Source organism: Halomonas hibernica, assembly GCF_013183775.1.
GTDB classification, from domain to species: domain Bacteria; phylum Pseudomonadota; class Gammaproteobacteria; order Pseudomonadales; family Halomonadaceae; genus Vreelandella; species Vreelandella citrativorans.
On the sequence record NZ_VIFN01000007.1, the window covers coordinates 115,795 to 133,544 of the forward strand.

A 17,750-nucleotide genomic window follows, 5' to 3' on the forward strand; every position below is an offset into this window, starting at 1 on the left:
TCGGGCTTAAAAGCGCATTTCTACCCCACCGTAAACGCTGCGCCCCGGTGCCGGTTCATAGTAACGACCATAGGTGCCGTTCAAGCGAACGTTGGCATAGTGCTCTTGATCAAGCAGGTTACGCACGCCCACATAAGCGTTTAAACGTGAGTCGCTTCCCAGTTGCCAACCATCCCCCACGCGAAGGTTCACCAGCCAATAGCTATCTATATCCGTTTCATTAGCGTTATCAGCGACCATATCGCCGGTGTATTGCGTTTCAAGCGTGGCAAAGCGGTGCGCTGAGCTCTCCCAGGTAAGCTGGTTGACCCAGGTTTGCTCCGGCAAGCCGGGAATACGCTTGCCATCAAAGCGCTCATCAGGCGTGGAAAACCGATCGAACTCATAGCGCGCCAGCGTCAACGCACTGTCTAACCGCCACTGATCGGCAAGCTGCCAGCCCAGCGCTACTTCCAGGCCGTCCCGATTGGTATCGCCCGCATTTTGATAGAAGGTACGCCCGCCCTCATCATAAGGCACTAGCTCATCACGCACACGTACCGAGAACAAGGCAACGTCGTAATCCATCGCTAGCGGCTCAATATACCCGCGCATACCCACTTCACGGTTCCAGGCCTTTTGCGGCTCAATGGATGGATTAAAGCCGCCGCCTGCCGGGTTAGCAAATTCAGCGAATGTAGGCGTTTCAAAGGCCGTCCCGGTATTGATATACACCTGATGCTGAGGACGATAGCGGTAGCTAAGCCCGGCAGAGCCGCTCCACTCATTAAAGGTACGCTCACCGCTTTGATCGCCATCGTCAAAATACTGGTCACCCACATCCAAATCCACACGGTCAAACCGCGCGCCTAACGACAGCGTTACCTGCTCGGTGATATCCAAATCGCCCTGAGCAAAAACACCCGCCGACGTGGCCTTTTGGGTTTCATCCGCCACTTGATCACCTACCGCGCCCTGGGCGTTCACATCATTGCGGAAGCGATCATCACTCTGGCGCGCGACATCAATTCCCGCGACATAGCTCAGCGGTAGCTCGCCCAGAGTAATATCATGATGGTATTCAGCGCTGGCACCCATGTAATCACGCTTATACCCTAATCGGCTGTCGCCCACGTAGGGCAACTGCTGCTCAAAATCGCGTCGCGCAATAAACCCTTTAAGGTAGAGCCCCCCTGGGCCTGCGGCCAAATCTTCATACTGCAAACCGACTAGCTGCTGGTCGACTTTTTGGTGTGAATCAAGCGCCAATGCATTGGGTGCCGCCTGATGGCGCCCGCTAGCCACTTCGCCAGCATTGAGTGCACCGGGATCTTCCGAGCGCGGGTTTTCCAGCAAGTTGACAATCGCGGTTAGCGCACGCTCGCTACCCAGCTCCCGGCGTAGCTTGGCATTCAACAAATACTTTTCAGTTGAGCTCTGATCGCGATAGCCATCCACGTTTAAGGCTGAAAAACTGACGTGGTGTGACCACTCCCCTTGGGCGCCACCGGTTTGCAGGGCAGCTTTACGATACCCATCACTGCCCACCCCTACTCGCAGCCGCGTGCCTGGATTATCACGCCCGTCAGCGGTCGTCACATCAATCACCCCACCGGCGGCATTGCCATAAAGTACCGAGGAAGGCCCACGAATCACCTCAATGCGCTCGGCACTGTCCAGATCAATGGCGTCCAGCTGCGCTTGGCCATCGGGCAAGGTATAAGGAATACCATCAACCATCACCGTAATACCGCGCACGCCAAACGGCGCACGCGCACCAAAGCCACGTATTGCAATACGCTGGCCCTGGGCAAAATTATCCCGGTTTTGGACAAACACACCCGGCACGCGTACCAGCGATTCATCCAGCCGCACACGCTGCTGGCCCTGAGCAATGGCGTCTCGATCCAGAATTGAAACCGCAGCCGGTGTGGCATAAAGCTCACGTGCTAAACGGGGTGCACTCACTTCAACAGTGGGCAGCGCTTGGGTAGATACCGGCTCGGCTTGTGCCCAAAGCGGGCCAGAAACAGCGCAGCTTGCAAGTAGTAGTGATGGCGGTAGTAACTTATACATGGATTCCCTTCCCCGTTTTTCTGATAAAAGAATGATAGTTAAGGATGTTGAAAAAAAGCGTTAATTAAAGATAGAAATAACGCCGCAGATAACAATTCATATAAGTAAAGGAGGTGTTGTGGCGTTGGCATCAACGGATCCGGTCAAGATGATGTTTGCCATCATCCTACCGCCGTTAGGTGTATTTTAGAGGTTGGCCTAAAAGGCTATTTTTGGCAAAACACCATCCTGACGCTGCTTGGCTTTATCCCCGGCATCATTCATGCGTTTTATGTGATTTTAAAGCACCGTATTGTACAACATAGAACCCTGAAGCCGCCTGGACAAATGCCTAGGCGGCTCTTTTATTGCTGCTAGCTAAACCGCATGGCGCCGTTGGTGCAGCACATGGACCTTTTCATCCCACCCCGCTAACGGGCCTGCTACTTCAAGCCCTGGCACAATGTGCTGAATAGGGAAGGAGGCTACCGCAGGTGGGGCGACACCCAGGTCATCTAGCCAACGCCCTAACTGTTCAGATGAGCTGATATAAACGATCCGACCAAGCCCTGCCCACCCATGCGCGGCTGCGCACATGGCGCAGTGCTCGCCTGTGGTATACACCGTTGCCTTGGCGCGCGCCTCTGGCGTCATGTGCTGTGCTGCCCAACGTGCCAGCGTGAACTCGGGATGCTGCGTCACGTCACCGCTGACAATTCGGTTACGGTCCTCGGCAAGAATATCTCCTTGTGCACTTACCAGCACGCTGCCAAAGGGTTCATCACCCGCATCAAGAGCTTCTTCAGCCAGCTCAATGGCACGGGTCAAGTAAGTGAGTTCCTGGTCATTCATCCCGTCGTCTCCTGTCGATTAATGGCCTTGCTCGTTACTCTTTCACTGTGGAAGAGATATCGTCTAAAGGCACGTCTTTCTGTTTGCCTTCTTCACTTTTGGCGATCACTGCCGTGCCCACTAAATCGCCGGTTATATTCAGAGCGGTAGCGCCCATTCCTACCAACGCATCAATAGCGGTTAACAGTACGACGGTTTCGATCGGCAGCCCTACCTGAGCAAACACGGTGGCAATCATGATGATACCCGCCCCCGGCACGCCCGCCGTGCCAACTGAGATCAGCGTACCGATCACGACAATTTGAGCCATGCTGGCAAGATCCAGCGGTGCGCCGATCACATTAGCAGCAAACACCGCGGAAATAGCGATCCGAATCGCCGCGCCATCCATGTTCATGGTCGCTCCCAGCGGCAGGCTAAACCCGTACACACTTTGCGCGATGCCCATACGGCGGGCGGCATTCATGGTCAGTGGCAGCACGCCCGCACTACTTTGCGTGGCAAACGCCGTGGCCATCGGTGTGCGAGCCTCCCGAAAAAAGCGGCGCAGTTTCACCCCAAAAAGACGCATGATGACGCAGTAAATCGCCAGTTGAACGGCCAAGGCAATGTAAAGCACGATCACCATGTCACCCAATGATAGTAGCGTTTCAAACCCCTGCTGGCTGACAGTTTCCGCCACGATAGCGAACACCCCAATCGGTACGACATGCAGCACGCCCGACATCACCTTCAGCGTCACAGCATTCAAGCCTTCGATCATTTCATACAACCGCTCGGCGCTTTTGCCGTGCGTTTCGCTTTGGCGCACTTTCATCAAAGCGATACCGAATACCAACGCGGTAAAAATGATGCCGAGCAGGTTCTGATCAGCCAACGCGCCAATAATGTTGTTCGGTACGATATTAAGCAGTACATCAACGAGTCCCGGATTCTCCGGCACTGAGAAGCTCGCACTGTCATCCAGCGTCATGCCACTGCCTGGATTAAGTAGTGAGGCCACCGATAGCCCCACCACAATTGCGAACGCGGAAGAGGCCAGGTAATACAGCAGCACCTTTTGACCAACGCGGCCGACGCCACCCACCGTTGACTGGTTGACCCCGACCATCAGCGTAAACAGTACAATGGGTACAATTAGAAACGTCAGCAAACGCAGCAGTAGATCGCCGACCGGCCCCAGTCAAGTGGCGATGGTTTCCCCACCCAACAAACCCACCACCACACCCAGCAGCAACGCGATCGTGACACGTAGAATCAACGAAGAGCGCATATACCCTTTCAAAAGCGCCGCCATGTTAGCCACCTTTACCCAGAAAGCTTATTAAAGCCCGCCAACTGAAAACGTCACCCTACGGAGCCAGTGAACCTCCAGCCGCTGTCTGATGGTTCAGGCTCGCGATACAAGCACACGTATTGGGGACTGCGCTGATTGGCATTGAAAGAGGCTCCTCTACTGCGCCATTGAAGCCTGATTTATAAATCGAATACCAGCGAATGGTGCGCTGCCTGCCCGGCCAAGGCGCCGTCGCTAACGGCAAGCGAAAGATTACCCACAGGCCGTGCAATGTCACCACAAGCAAAAACACCAGGCACGGAGGTTGCCTGAGCAGCACTGGTTTTGATAACACGCCCCAGCGGCGTGGTCTCAATTTCGCACCCAAGGCGCAGCGCCAGCGTGCTGGGGATCGTTTGAGTGACAACAAACAGCCCCTCCAAGGGAAATACCCGGCTATCGGCCATTACTACCTTCACGCCTTCCCCTGCCAGGCGTTCAACAGCGCCATGTTCGATATGCGTACCGCGCTCGTCGAGTTTTTGTAATTGCCACTTATCAGGCGCAAACGCGTCGTTCAAAAATAGCGTTGTTTTGCCCCAGTCGGGCAGCATCAGCGCAAGGTGCATCGCCGCTTCTGAATGGGCCAACACACCAATATGCCCACGGTTTAGATCAAAACCATGACAGTAAGGGCAATGAAAAATATGCGTGCCCCAGCGCTCTTTAAGCCCTGGCAACGCGGGAAGATCATCGTCTACGCCAGCGGCCAGAATAACGCGACGGGCGCGAAATGACGACGCCGTTGCCCGTGGCTCGGCAAGCGTTAGCGTAAAGTCGCCCACTTCGCCGACAATCGTTTTAACCTCCCCTTTGTGCCAGTCAACTGTCGGGTATTGAGCCAGTTCCGAGTAGCCTGCCGCCACAATGTCCTCGGGCGACTTACCATCCTGCGTCAAAAATCCCCGCGACCGAGCGGAAAAGCGGTTACGCGGCTGGTCAGCATCCACCACTACTATATGGCGCCGTGTCTGGGCCAGCTGCAGCCCTGCGGCCATCCCGGCATAGCTACCGCCTACAATTGCCACGTCGTACATCATGGTTTGCTCTCTTTCCATTGAGTGCCTATTGCGCGTATCTAGCGAGATACAAAATCCTTGTCAGAAAGTGTAGATCAGCAGGCAGGTAGCGCGGCAAAGGTCTTGGAAAAGCAACATAAGTTGACTAGGCTAGAAGCCTTCCCTCTGATTAAAGGTATTCGTCCAATGCGCTATTAATGCTGCCGTCCTGTTTCCGACGGTCACGTTCTCCATCCCTTATCAAAAGGGGAACGTTTGGCATTGATAGGTACATCCGATGACGAAGACGTTTATTTCGCTCGATAGCGTTTCTTATACGCTTCCCACCTGCCACGTATCGTTGAGCTGTCAACGTTGGGGCTACGCAGCTATGGCGGCAATTACACCTTTTACGCCGAACAAAAGGCGAGCGAACAAGCAGCGGCTCAAGCTAGCCTGGAACACCATCAAAAAGAGAAAAAACGTGCAGAGCGCGTGGTGCATCAACAACATGAACGCCAAGCGCAACGTCAGGCACGTGGCAACCGCCAGCGACATGATGCCAATCAGGCAAAAATCCTGCTGGATCGTCAAAAAGAGCGCAGCGAACTTTCTGCTGGGCGCCTTGCCCACCAGCAGGCAGAAACACGCAGCCAGCACCTGAGCGCTATTCAGCAAGCTCGGGAGCAGCTTTCTGAAGATACACATATCGCGCTGCATGACATTCCCGTGCAGCCTGCCCAGCGGATCATTGCTGAGTTCACGGATATCACACTTCCTTACGTTGCCGGAAAGCTTAATCTCAGCCTCACGGGGCAGCAGCGTTTAGGCATTGTTGGCCCCAACGGCTCGGGTAAATCCACGCTGCTTAAACTCCTGGCTGAACAGCGCCCATCCCTAAAGGGTGAACGCCGTGTGCATGTCAGAAGCGCCTATCTCGATCAACACCTGGCTCAGTTGGATAAAACCCGGAGCGCTATAGAGCAGTTAACCGTAGCCAACCGAGCAGCACCGACCAGCCTGCTGCGAACACGGTTAGTACACCTTGGGCTAACGGCTGAGAAAATTAGCGTTGCCTGCGGGAAGCTAAGCGGTGGTGAGCAGCTAAAGGTAGCGCTGGCGTGCGCGCTATATGCCGACCCGCCCGCGCAACTGTTACTGCTGGATGAGCCCAGCAACCATCTCGACCTACCCTCGCTACAGGCATTGGAAAGCATGTTAAGAGGCTACCCAGGTGCGCTGGTAGTGGCCTCTCATGACCTGGAGTTCTTGCACAACCTCGCGCTGACCGACTACCTATGCGCTACGCCAGAGGGCTGGGTATTGGAAAAAGCCTAAAACCACTCATTATGATGCTGGCGTTTGGGCGTCCTGAAGCCAGCGATTAAACGCCTCTTCGTTGCCCATACCATTGGTAGCGGCGTCGTTTTCAGTAGCGCCGTTTTTAATAACGTAATAGACCAGCCGCAGGTGGCGGTCTTCGTCAACCAACAACGAGGTATGCTCAAAATCGAGCGCCCCTAACGGCGCGAAGTGAAAGTGCCGAACGCCGTGGCAAGGCCCGTGGATATCCTGTCCTGCCCACCACGTTTTAAAATCTTTATCCACGTGGATCAGCATTTTGATCAACGCATTGATCGCCGGGTCTTCAGGCGCGCGGGCCGCATCGCGTTTAAAACTGGCGAGCATTTGGCGGGCCTGCTCTTCCCAAGGGTCGAAAAGTCCGCGAGTGGCTGCATCGGCAAACAGTAGCCACAGAAGATTGCGCTGCTCCGGTGGGTGTTTAGAGAAGCCAAACAGACGATCACCCGCGTGGTTCCAGGCCAGCACATCCCAGCGCAAATTCAACACGTAGGCAGGCCGAGTAGGTAAATCGTTCATCAGACGATGTATCAAGGGCGGCACTATGCACCACGTTTTTCCCGGCTCAGCGGGGAGGCGTTGGTGCGCCAGCAAAAACAGATGGCGCCGCTCGGTGGCATCAAACTTAAGCGTACGCGCAAGGCGGTCGAGAAAATCCGCCGAGGCGCGAATATCGCGCCCTTGCTCCAGCCACGTGTACCAAGTCAACCCAACCCCGGCGAGTGCCGCGACTTCCTCGCGGCGTAAGCCAGGCGTGCGCCGCCGCTTACCCACGGGCAAGCCAACCTCTTCAGGTGTTACCTGCTCGCGTCGACTACGCAGGAATTCCCCAAGCTCGGTGCGGGTGCGGTTTAACGAACGTACTGCCGCCATCTTGTTGCCTTTAGTAATAGTATAAATAGTTAAATTGTACCCCCTTTAAAGCCTCTCCAGAATAGCGCCCTCACCGCTTGGAGCCGTCTGCAAGATACGGCTGCCAAGTAATGTATGAGCCTGACTGGAGAGCCTAATGGCACTTTCTTCTCGACTATCGATTTACTTAATTGCCTTGGGCGCCTTTTCTTTGGGGATGGCGTCTTATGTTACTGCAGGCCTTATTCCCCTGATTACTCACGATTTTTTAGTATCAGATGCCATGGCGGCACAACTGGTAACGGCGTTTACGCTAGCGTATGGCCTGGTTTCCCCCATCGTGGTCGCGCTCCTGCCAGGTCATCAGCAGCGCACAGGGTTAATCATCGCATTGGCGATATTCGTTATTGCAAATGTGGCAAGCGCGCTGACCACAAGTTTTGTCATGCTGATGGCCTGGAGAGCACTCGCTGGCGTGGGAGCAGGGGTTTATCTGGCGCTAGGGATTGCAGCCTCGGCGGCACTCGTACCTGAAACGCAGCGCGGCAACGCCATCGCGATGATTATGGGCGGGATGGCGAGCGGCACCGTGCTTGGCGTGCCGCTTAGTCTGTTGCTCGCCGGACAGTTGGGCTGGGCCTCGGCCATGTGGCTGATTGCACTGCTCGGCGCAATTTCCCTGGCAGGCCTGTACTACAAGCTCCCCAATATTCCCGCAGCGCCTTCTATATCGTTGCGGCGCAAATTGGTCATTTTGAAGCACCCCGCGACCATGACCATTCTAGCTGTCTCGCTGTTAGCTGCCGTAGCAAGCCTTGGTATGTACACCTTTATTTCACCGCTTATAGCAGCATCGACGTCTGGCAGCTCTCCCTCTATGGCACTTTATCTATGGGTTTGGGGCGTTGGCGGGATTTTGGGCAGCTTTTTAATTGGTCCGATTGTGGATAAAAGCCAAGGCTCCAGCATTGTCCTGGCTATTATGCTGGTCTTGGCCGTTTCGCTGATAAGCCTGCCAATTGCTGCAGCTCTGCATCCATGGCTTGCACTTGTGCCTATCGCCCTATGGGGAGCCGTCGGCTGGGCGTTACAGGTGCCGCAAAATAACGCGCTAATGCACGTTCGTAAACCGCATGGCGATGGCAATCTCGCCGTAGCCCTGAACGAGTCAGCGCTTTACCTGGGTAGCGCGATTGGGGCGGCGATAGGCGGGCTTATGCTTGCCAGTGCCTTTCCGCTTTGGACGCTTGCGTTAAGTGCCGGTGCGCTTGCTGCAAGCGGTGCGTTATTACAGCTCACCATGCGCAAGCGAAGCCACTAAACAATTAATATTAAGCACTTAGCACTCGCGATATGACCTGTTGCGCGTAGGAGTGAAGTATTGCCTTGGGATTAGAAAATAAATACAAAAACCCTTTGACGCGTGCCGCGAAACATGGCACTGTAGCGCCAGTTGGTTAGCAAGCAGCATGGTTTCAGAAGCGTACGATTCTTTCGGCAGCCTGACATTGTATTCCTTGTTTCACCCGCTACTTCAATCTGGGTAATACCAGGAATTTTATTACGGCGCTTATGCGCGAAAGGATTTAATCATGGCAACTGGCACAGTTAAATGGTTCAACGACACTAAAGGCTTCGGTTTCATCGCTCCTTCTGACGGCAGCGACGACCTGTTTGCACACTTCTCCGAAATTCAGTCTGACGGCTTCAAAACCCTTCAAGAAGGCGCTAGCGTTTCTTTTGACGTTACCCAGGGTAAAAAAGGCCTTCAGGCTTCTAACATCAAGCAAACTTCTTAATATTTATTATTAAGTGTTTGTTCAGACCTTAGGGTCTGACTGACAAGGCCCGCCTCGGCGGGCCTTGTTGCGTTTGGGCCTGGCAAAACAAGACAAGCCTCACCCACGACTTGTCCGCTTCTCGCTTTTATATATTTTTAATCCACGTAATAAGCCGTACATCAACGCTCACGGTTAGCGTTTCAAGTGCTGCTGCCCTTTCACGGCCCTCTGCACTTGCTCGGTAAAGATGCGGCGTCATGGCCAAAAGATCCGCAATGCTATCTTTGTCATTCAGTGTCAGCGGATAGCGGATCGTGTCGGTTGCCTGCAGGCTAAACCCTTCTGGCACAGCGGGTTCTGCATTGCGCTCGGGTTTAAGCGTTGGATAAATAATCTCACGCAATTCGCGCAGGTGATTTGCCCCTGCCTCTACTTGCAGCAACAAGCCTCCCGGCTTAAGCGCTCTGGCAAACTCGCTCATCACGGGAAAGCCGAACATGCAGAGCAGCCTATCCAGCGTGCCCGACTGTACGGGCAAATTGGCATTACTGCCCACTACCCACGTGGCTGAATGCCGACGGCCCTGTCCTGGCTGATGATCCTGCCCTTGTTGACGACTCTGCTCTTGCTGATGATCCTGCTTGGCCGCCGCCATAACCGCCCATTTGGAAATGTCCAGGCCAATCAAAGCAAGCGGTATTTGCAGCGCAGTGCTAGCCAATTGACGCAAGTAGTAGCCTTCACCACATCCCGCATCCAGGCAGCTAAGCCATTCGTTTTCCGAGGCATCGCTCAAGGCAGCGTGACGAACAGCTTCGGCAACAGGCTGGTAATACCCGGCATTCAAAAAACGCTGCCGTGCCGCCACCATGGCCTTACTGTCACCGGGGTCGTTTGAACGCTTGTTCTGAACAGGCAGTAGATTTACATAACCTTGTTTGGCAATATCAAAACTGTGCCCAACCGTGCAGCGCCATACGCCTTCCGCTTGAGTGAGCGGGCCGCCGTCCAGCGGGCAGGCCAGTGATTGAAAAGAAAAAGTGCTCATAAAATGTCATCATATAAAAGAAGAAGGCAATATGGCCGTTAGCTTAACGGCGCGTATAGTCCTGAAACAACGCATATTTCCATTGGCGCACCGCTAATACTGACGTGGTACCAAAGCGCTTATGCAGAGGCAAACTACTTTCTCTTTCGCACAGGGCGTGAAACTCCTTGGCCAAGCGCTGCATTATCTGCTGCCACTCGTCATTGCCTGCTCGGGATAGCAGACCATTGAGGACCAGCAGTTGCTCGCTTTCGCCATCAAAGCGTGAGCGAAAAAATTCATTCGCAATATACGTTTGGAAGAACTGCTGAATGGGGCCGCCAGAGCGCCAGCGGAAATTGGCGGCTACGCGGCGGCGTATACGATTGCCAGGTAGCAACTCAATAAGCTTTAGCCGCTCAAGCTTAAGCAGCTGACGTGTACACTCCGTCTCGCTTAACTGATACTGATGATGAATTTCGTCAAAGCTATAGCCATTAACAACACAGACAGCGACCAGAAATAGCTCACGATCGTCAACGATGCTCTGCTCCTGAGCCTGGGTCAATTGCTGGGGCCGTAGCTCTTCTGCCTGCATGGCTTGTACCAGCTCGGCAAATTCGATATTGAGTTGATCACAGATGCACTCAAGCCGCGCCAGGGTAAAGTGCTTTTCAGCAAACAAACGCTTAACGGACGCCTCGCTTAGGCCCAGCCACTGAGCCACATCGGCATAGGTTTTACCCTGAGCACGAAGCTGGCGCTTCAACGTATCAATTAAACACCCCACTTGGGACATAAGCGCCTCCAGACACCTCAACGTAGCAAATAATGATACTTTAAAGCACGTATAACACAACCTGGTCTAACAAGGTTGCACCCAAGGCCTGACTTGGACAGATTGCTACCATCTAAAGGGGTTTATAAGGCTTAGTGAACATGCAAAGAGTGCTACAGATGAAGGGCGCATGGCCCTACTTCATCGCTATCTTTCTTAATGCTTTTCTCGACTTGGGGCATAAGATCGTTATTCAGAATTCGATCTTCAAAAGTTACGATGGCACCACCCAAATAGTGCTTACTGCGCTGGTAAACGGGTTAATCCTGCTCCCGTTCATTGCGCTGTTTAGCCCATCAGGTCACGCGGCTGATACCTATCCCAAAGTACGTATTCTACGCATTTCGGCGTGGGCAGCGGTCGTGGTATCACTAGGCATTACGGCGGCTTATTATCAAGGCTGGTTTTGGCTGGCTTTTGCGATGACGCTACTGCTAGCGATACAGTCAGCCTTTTACTCGCCTGCCAAATACGGCATGGTCAAGACGCTGTTTGGAAAACCCCGATTGGCCGAAGCGAACGGCATCGTCCAGGCCGTTACCATTGGTGCCATTTTAGCGGGCACCGTGGTGTTTACCGCCTTCTTTGAAGCATGGACACCCTTGGCCAACCAACCCCCAGAGCAGTTGCTGCGCCAAATTGCTCCGCTAGGCTGGCTATTAGTGCTCAATAGCATCATTCAGGTGATGGCGCTTTATCGGCTGCCGCTGGATACCCCACAGCCGCCCAGCACACCGCTGACCTGGAAGCGCTATATAAAAGGCAGCGCGCTTAAAGACAATCTACGCATCGTTGCACACCAACCCGTGTTAAGGCTGTCGATTATCGGTCTTGCCACCTTCTGGTCTGTTGGCCAAGTGCTGTTAGCCGCCTTCCCTGCCTACGCCAAATCCGCGCTCAGCATTGATAACACGCTGGTGCTGCAAGGTATTCTCGCCGCTAGCGGCATCGGTATTGCGCTGGGTTCGGTGCTGGCCAGTCGTCTTTCACGCAACCGTATTGAAACCGGCTTAATTCCAGTGGGCGCTCTAGGCGTTGCCGTTGGTTTATGGTGCTTACCGCTACTCACAACGCCACTCAGCCAAGCGCTTAATTTTGTGTTTATCGGCTTAATGGGCGGGCTGTTTATTGTGCCGCTCAACGCCCTGATCCAGTTCCACGCTGCGGATAACGAGCTGGGCACGGTGTTGGCAGCCAATAACTGGATTCAAAATATCGCCATGCTGGGCTTTTTGGTGCTCACGGCGCTGTTCGCTTTGGCGGGCGTGGATAGCCACTATTTATTACTTGTGATCGCTAGCGTAGCGATGATAGGGGGCGGCTACACCATTCTAAAACTGCCCCAAAGTCTGGTGCGTTTTTTACTGGGCTTTCTGCTGACCCGCCGCTATCGCGTTGATGTTTACGGTTTGGAAAACCTGCCTGCCCAGGGCGGCGTGCTGTTACTGGGCAACCATATCAGTTGGATTGATTGGGCCATGGTACAGATCGCAAGCCCTCGGCCGGTGCGTTTTGTGATGCTAAAAAGCATTTATCAGCGCTGGTATTTGCGCTGGTTTTTTAAAGCACTGGGCTGTATCCCCATTGAGCGCGGCGCTGCCGCCGAGCGGGCACTTAATAGCGTTGCTGAGTTGCTCAACGCAGGTGAAGTGGTCTGCCTGTTTCCGGAAGGCGCTATCAGCCGCACCGGGCAGTTGGGCGAATTTCGCCGAGGCTATGAGCGGGCCTGCAAAATGGCCAATCCCGACGTAAAAATCGTTCCGTTTTATTTACGTGGACTATGGGGCAGCCAGTTCTCGCACTCTTCCAGCAAACTTAAAGAACTACGCCATGCACCGCTACACCGCTCTATCGTTGTGGTCTTTGGCCAAACGCTGCCAAAAGAGACCCCAGCCGATGTACTCAAGCGGCGCATCTTTGAGCAGGCTACCCGCTCCTGGCAGCTCTCGATGGAGAACCTGCACACCCTGCCGGATGCCTGGATACGCAGCGTAAAACGCCGCCCAGGAAAGCTGGCGCTCACGGACACGATCAGCCGCCCATTAAGTGCCGCTAAAGCCCTCACGGCGAGTATTCTGATGGCCAAGCGCATCCGCAAGCAGAGCAAAGCGCAAAACATCGGCTTATTGCTGCCTACCAGTAGCGCGGGGGTACTCGCCAATATGGCCACGCTGCTGGCGGGCAAAACGGTGGTCAACCTTAACTACACCGCCAGCGGCGATGCGTTGGCTTCGGCCCTCTCGCAAGCCGGGATAGATACCGTTCTCACGTCTGCGCGTTTCGTGGAAAAACTTAACGCCCGTGGGCTTGATGTATCGGCGTTACTAGCCAATCAAAACGTTGTTTACCTGGAAACACTACAAGCCTCCATGGGCCGGGCTGAACGCTTAGGCACATGGCTTAGCGTCCGCTTGCTGCCGTCCTGGCTGCTGCGCCTCTGCTACTGCCGAGCACATGATGCCGAGGGCACCGCCGCCATCCTGTTTTCCAGCGGCAGCGAAGGACAGCCAAAAGGCGTGATGTTAAGCCACCGCAACCTGATGGCGAACGTCAAGCAAACGTCCGACGCGCTGAATACCGAGCATAACGACGTCATGATGGCCTCGCTTCCGCTGTTTCATGCATTCGGCCTCACGGTTACTCAGTTCTTACCGTTAATTGAGGGCCTGCCCCTGGTGTGCCACCCGGACCCGACCGATGCGGCAGGTATTGCAAAAGCGGTTGCCAAGCACCGGGCAACCATTATGTGTGGCACGTCGACGTTTCTGCGCTTGTTCACTCGCAGCTCCAACGTTCATCCGCTCATGCTGGATAGCATCAGAGTGGTGGTCGCCGGTGCGGAAAAGGTCGACGACAGCGTACGCAGCGCGTTCCAGCTTAAATTTCATAAGCTGATTTATGAAGGATACGGCGCAACCGAAACCTCGCCGGTAGCGGCGGTTAATCTTCCCGATACGCTGGATGTGAACTACCTGCAAGTGCAGCGGGGGGCCAAGATAGGCACGGTTGGCATGCCGCTACCCGGCACGAGTTTCAAAATTGTTGATCCTGAAAGTTATGAAGAGCTTTCCACTAACGAAGCAGGCATGATTTTGATTAGCGGGCCTCAGGTCATGCAGGGCTACCTGAACGATGCTGAACGTACCGCCAAGGTGGTGTGCAATCTCAACGACCAGCGCTGGTATATCACCGGAGACAAGGGTTATCTGGATGAAGATGGTTTTCTGACCATTGTGGATCGCTACTCACGCTTCGCTAAAATTGGCGGTGAGATGATTGGCCTCGGCGCGGTGGAGCAGGCTATTAACGCCACGCTTGCCGACCCCGATACCGCCATCATGGCGGTCAACATACCGGATGCTAATAAGGGCGAGCGTATTGTCTTACTCTCGGAAACCCCGCTGGATGCACAGGCTGTCAGAACGGCCCTACGCGGCCAGGGTCTCTCATCGCTAATGATTCCCAGCCACTGGCTCACCGTTGATCAATTACCGCAACTGGGTTCCGGTAAGCCCGATATTGCCGGCGCCAGACACCTGGCGCAGGAACAACTAGCCGAAAACGAGCAGTTCTCACGGCATTAATCCAATAGCGAGTAATGGTCCCGTTACTGGAATAAACCGGCGGTGTCTGGACGAACCGCCTGATTTCAGAGCCCCAATTACCCGTGGGGAAAAGCGCTTTTTTATCCGAGCCGGTGATTTTTTACTTATATCATCCAGAACAAATGTGTATAAGTTAAGCTAATAGTCCTATGGAATTACTGCTTCGTAAAGGCTCCTACCCACTAAAAGAGGAATGCTTTATGTCCAACCCAGCCATCAATATTTACAAGCAACGTCGTACTCAATACGCTATTGGTAAAAACATTTCCATCGGTCAAACCGACGCCACTTCCCTGATCAAGGAAGCGGTAAAACTGGCACCCACTGCCTTCAATTCCCAAAGCTCGCGCGCAGTAATTCTGTTCAACGAGCAGCACGACAAGTTCTGGCAACTGGTGATGGATAAGCTGCGTGCCATCGTGCCTGCTGAATCCTTTGCGCCGACCGAGCAAAAGATCAATAGCTTTTCCGCTGGCGCGGGCACCGTACTGTTTTTTGAAGATCAGGACGTTGTCAAAGGATTACAGGAGAAGTTTCCATCTTACGCCGACAACTTCCCTGCCTGGTCAGAACACGCCACGGGCATCGCCCAGTTTGCCGTTTGGACCGCCCTTGCCGAGGCCGATATCGGCGCCAGCCTGCAGCACTATAACCCGATTATCGACGACGCCGTATTTGAGACTTGGGACCTGCCAGCTTCCTGGAAACTGCGTGCGCAAATGCCCTTCGGCTCTCATGAGGCGCCGTTAGGCGAGAAGACATTTATGGATGACGAGGAACGTTTCCGCATCTTCTCTTAAGTAGCGACATCTTAACGTCTCACTGCATAGAAATATGCCAACGCCCGCCCGCCGGTTTACCCAAAACCGCGGGTGGTAGCGTTTTAAAAGCGGGCTTTTTCCGGCAACAAAGACGGTCGGAAAAGGCCCATCTCCTGAAGGTCCATATCTGGTTCCCCATTTTCACAAGGTTACTCTTCCTTACGCGGCTCAGAGTCTGTGGCTGGCTTTTCACTGCTTGTCCCCATAATTGTTTTGTGGGGCTTGGTGCCTTCTGCGCGAGCGACGTCCTGATGGCTAATCACCATAACGTCTCGTGGCCACCAATCGGGATGATCTTCACGTATAAAGGTCAGCAGCTTTTCCCGGATATTCATTTCAGCGGTCCAGCCCGACATGGGATCAGAAGCCACAAAGTAGCAGGTAATCACCAGCGTTGTCGCCGTTTGCCCCGTCGCGTAGCACAGAAGTTTATGATGCTCGATGACACTATCTTCCATCTCGGCATACTCTAGAAACTTTTTGCGCAATAACGCAATATCGGTACTTAGATGCAGAATCAGCTCCATACTGCGGTACATTTTCGCGCTCTTGACCGACAGATTCTGGAAAGGCCTGGAGACAAAGTACGTTACCGGAACAACGATTCGCCGGTCATCCCACACCCGCAGCCGAATAAAGGTATAGAAAATACCCTCCACATAGCACCACTCATCTTCAAAAATCACCAAATCGCCGATACGAATCGGCTTGGCAAGCGATAACTGCATCGATGAAAGAATATTGCCCAGCACGGCCTGCCCGGCGATACCCACCAGCACCGCCAACACACTGGCCGAGGCCAGCAATGAAAGACCAAGCGTCTCAAAGAGCTGGATCTGACTTAACACGTAGATGGTCACCGCCGACACCATCACCAATATCACGGCCCGACGCACCGCATAGAGCGTGGTGAGAAGCCTGCGTTCATCCTTTGGTTTGGTGTCGTCGATTTCCCCCACTAGCCGCCGGGCCATGCGCAGCATAATGGTGTCCACCAAACGCAGCGCAATCGTGCCGGCTCCCCACGCCATAACAGTAATCAGCAGAACACGGAATGTGGTCATTGCCACTGCAGAGAAAGAGACGACATACTCAAGCAGCATCTGCGTGACGAGCGACATGGCGATGAGCGACACCGGCCCCTTGATACGCGCGGCAAAAATACTGAGCGCGCCAGAAGGTAGCCATCGGGCCATCAGGCCCACAAAGGTGTAGATGCCCCAGCCCAGCAGTACAATTAATACAAGAAAGGCGGGAACGGCAATCCACTCCCATACCATTAGAAAGCCGAACGTGGTTTTAAATCGGTCGGGTATATACTCCTCCACCATGGAGGGGCCATACTCATCGTAGAGTAAAGGGATTGAGGTAACGCTTCCCGGCATGATCAGCCAGATGGGGTCTTCGTCTTCTACTCGGTATCGCCCCAGGCGAATGTCGTAGGCTTCACCATCGGCTTGCAGTGAGGCCAGCTCAATATCCCGTCGCGGATTACCAGCGAGCGGGTTTTCGCCCGTAGTGTCTTCGATAACGGCATCCTGGCGGCCTGAAAGGTTCGACGCACTCAGCCACTCTCCGCGCCGAAATACCTCGGCTAACTGCCTGGCCAGCACATGTCCACGCTCCTGCTGCTCTTCTGGTGACAGTTCGGCAAGATTCAGTACGTGGGCGGCACCCTGATAGTCCTCCTCCTCAGTCAGCTCAAGAAAACTCCGAATCGCCTCCCTCGGCGACATACGGTTAATCTCGTCGGGCGCTTCACCCAGCCCTACATTCAGTTCATCCGTGGTAAACCACTGTGTAGCTTCTTCGCCTTCTTCGCCCTGAGTTTGCGCGGCACAGAGGTTAGAAAACGCGAATACAATTACCAGTACCACCCATGTAGGCCACGAGCCATGTGCTTTCATAAGCCCCATATTCACTTGGGAGTCAAAATTTCTACACTAACATCCAGCATTACTGGACTATCCATGTCAGTGAAGGTGAAAAATCAAGTACAGCCTACCTTTAGGTAGGACGCAAGGCGAAGTCATAAACAGCAATATTAATACGGCCCACCGACTCACGCATAAAGAGTCGGCCTGTTATGCCTACGCGTAAGTCCTTACAACAAAGCTGCATAGCGTCGCTTAGGTTGGGTGAAGACAGTGTGACTAGCGTCATATTAGCGACTTGCAAAGCATCTAACCTCACGATAGCTTAATCTAACGAGGCCGATAAAACGTCTCCCCAAAACGGCGTTGG

The 17,750-nt window shown here is 54.0% G+C and carries 13 protein-coding genes and 1 pseudogene; 6 read left to right on the plus strand and 8 right to left on the minus strand.

Translation table 11 applies throughout. The features are described from left to right. Positions 1-6: 6 nt before the first annotated feature. On the minus strand, positions 7-2,055 hold the full coding sequence (locus FKN99_RS12125; protein WP_172118112.1) for a TonB-dependent receptor family protein: 2,049 nt from the start codon (positions 2,053-2,055) through the stop codon (positions 7-9). Between the two features lie 148 nt (positions 2,056-2,203). Between FKN99_RS12125 and FKN99_RS12130 the strand changes: the two are divergent. Next, a pseudogene (locus FKN99_RS12130) lies at positions 2,204-2,343 on the plus strand (YqaE/Pmp3 family membrane protein); the annotation flags it as partial. Positions 2,344-2,412: 69 nt separating this feature from the next. Here FKN99_RS12130 and FKN99_RS12135 read toward each other — a convergent pair. From FKN99_RS12135 to FKN99_RS12145, 3 genes are all read right to left on the minus strand, one after another. After that, a complete protein-coding gene (locus FKN99_RS12135; RefSeq protein WP_172118114.1) occupies positions 2,413-2,886 on the minus strand; it encodes a nucleoside deaminase in 474 nt (157 codons plus the stop codon). 34 nt (positions 2,887-2,920) lie between these two features. Beyond that, positions 2,921-4,069 carry a dicarboxylate/amino acid:cation symporter gene (locus FKN99_RS12140; RefSeq protein ID WP_319941287.1) on the minus strand — a complete coding sequence of 383 codons (1,149 nt, stop codon included), beginning with the start codon at positions 4,067-4,069 and terminating at the stop codon, positions 2,921-2,923. 293 nt (positions 4,070-4,362) lie between these two features. After that, the gene (locus FKN99_RS12145; RefSeq protein ID WP_172118116.1) at positions 4,363-5,262 is read right to left on the minus strand and encodes an NAD(P)/FAD-dependent oxidoreductase; all 900 of its coding nucleotides are present in this window, start codon (positions 5,260-5,262) and stop codon (positions 4,363-4,365) included. 333 nt (positions 5,263-5,595) lie between these two features. On the opposite strand from FKN99_RS12145, the gene FKN99_RS12150 reads away from it, so the two are divergent. Beyond that, positions 5,596-6,558 (plus strand): ATP-binding cassette domain-containing protein, encoded by a 963-nt coding sequence (locus FKN99_RS12150; protein ID WP_253927037.1) that lies wholly within the window; start codon positions 5,596-5,598, stop codon positions 6,556-6,558. A gap of 9 nt (positions 6,559-6,567) precedes the next feature. On the opposite strand, the gene FKN99_RS12155 is transcribed toward FKN99_RS12150, so the two are convergent. Continuing rightward, positions 6,568-7,455: a helix-turn-helix transcriptional regulator gene (locus tag FKN99_RS12155; protein ID WP_172118118.1), complete on the minus strand. Its 888-nt coding sequence runs from the start codon at positions 7,453-7,455 to the stop codon at positions 6,568-6,570. A gap of 136 nt (positions 7,456-7,591) precedes the next feature. On the opposite strand from FKN99_RS12155, the gene FKN99_RS12160 reads away from it, so the two are divergent. Together FKN99_RS12160 and FKN99_RS12165 are read left to right on the plus strand one after the other, a co-directional pair. Further along, the gene (locus FKN99_RS12160) at positions 7,592-8,755 is read left to right on the plus strand and encodes an MFS transporter (protein WP_172118120.1); all 1,164 of its coding nucleotides are present in this window, start codon (positions 7,592-7,594) and stop codon (positions 8,753-8,755) included. Between the two features lie 271 nt (positions 8,756-9,026). After that, on the plus strand, positions 9,027-9,233 hold the full coding sequence (locus tag FKN99_RS12165; RefSeq protein WP_018917934.1) for a cold-shock protein: 207 nt from the start codon (positions 9,027-9,029) through the stop codon (positions 9,231-9,233). A gap of 127 nt (positions 9,234-9,360) precedes the next feature. Here FKN99_RS12165 and FKN99_RS12170 read toward each other — a convergent pair whose 3' ends face one another. Both FKN99_RS12170 and FKN99_RS12175 read right to left on the minus strand, forming a co-directional pair. Further along, positions 9,361-10,263: a putative RNA methyltransferase gene (locus FKN99_RS12170; protein ID WP_172118122.1), complete on the minus strand. Its 903-nt coding sequence runs from the start codon at positions 10,261-10,263 to the stop codon at positions 9,361-9,363. A gap of 43 nt (positions 10,264-10,306) precedes the next feature. Further along, positions 10,307-11,041, minus strand: coding sequence for a helix-turn-helix domain-containing protein (locus FKN99_RS12175; protein ID WP_172118124.1), 735 nt, complete (start codon positions 11,039-11,041; stop codon positions 10,307-10,309). Positions 11,042-11,181: 140 nt separating this feature from the next. Here FKN99_RS12175 and FKN99_RS12180 point away from each other — a divergent pair, with 140 nt between their 5' ends. Both FKN99_RS12180 and FKN99_RS12185 read left to right on the plus strand, forming a co-directional pair. Further along, the gene (locus FKN99_RS12180; RefSeq protein ID WP_172118126.1) at positions 11,182-14,664 is read left to right on the plus strand and encodes an acyl-[ACP]--phospholipid O-acyltransferase; all 3,483 of its coding nucleotides are present in this window, start codon (positions 11,182-11,184) and stop codon (positions 14,662-14,664) included. Between the two features lie 221 nt (positions 14,665-14,885). Then, positions 14,886-15,485 (plus strand): nitroreductase family protein, encoded by a 600-nt coding sequence (locus FKN99_RS12185; protein WP_172118128.1) that lies wholly within the window; start codon positions 14,886-14,888, stop codon positions 15,483-15,485. Positions 15,486-15,655: 170 nt separating this feature from the next. Here the strand turns inward: FKN99_RS12185 and FKN99_RS12190 are convergent, their stop codons facing one another. Next, complete coding sequence (locus tag FKN99_RS12190) at positions 15,656-17,413, minus strand: mechanosensitive ion channel family protein (RefSeq protein ID WP_172118130.1); 1,758 nt, start codon at positions 17,411-17,413, stop codon at positions 15,656-15,658. Positions 17,414-17,750 lie beyond the last annotated feature (337 nt).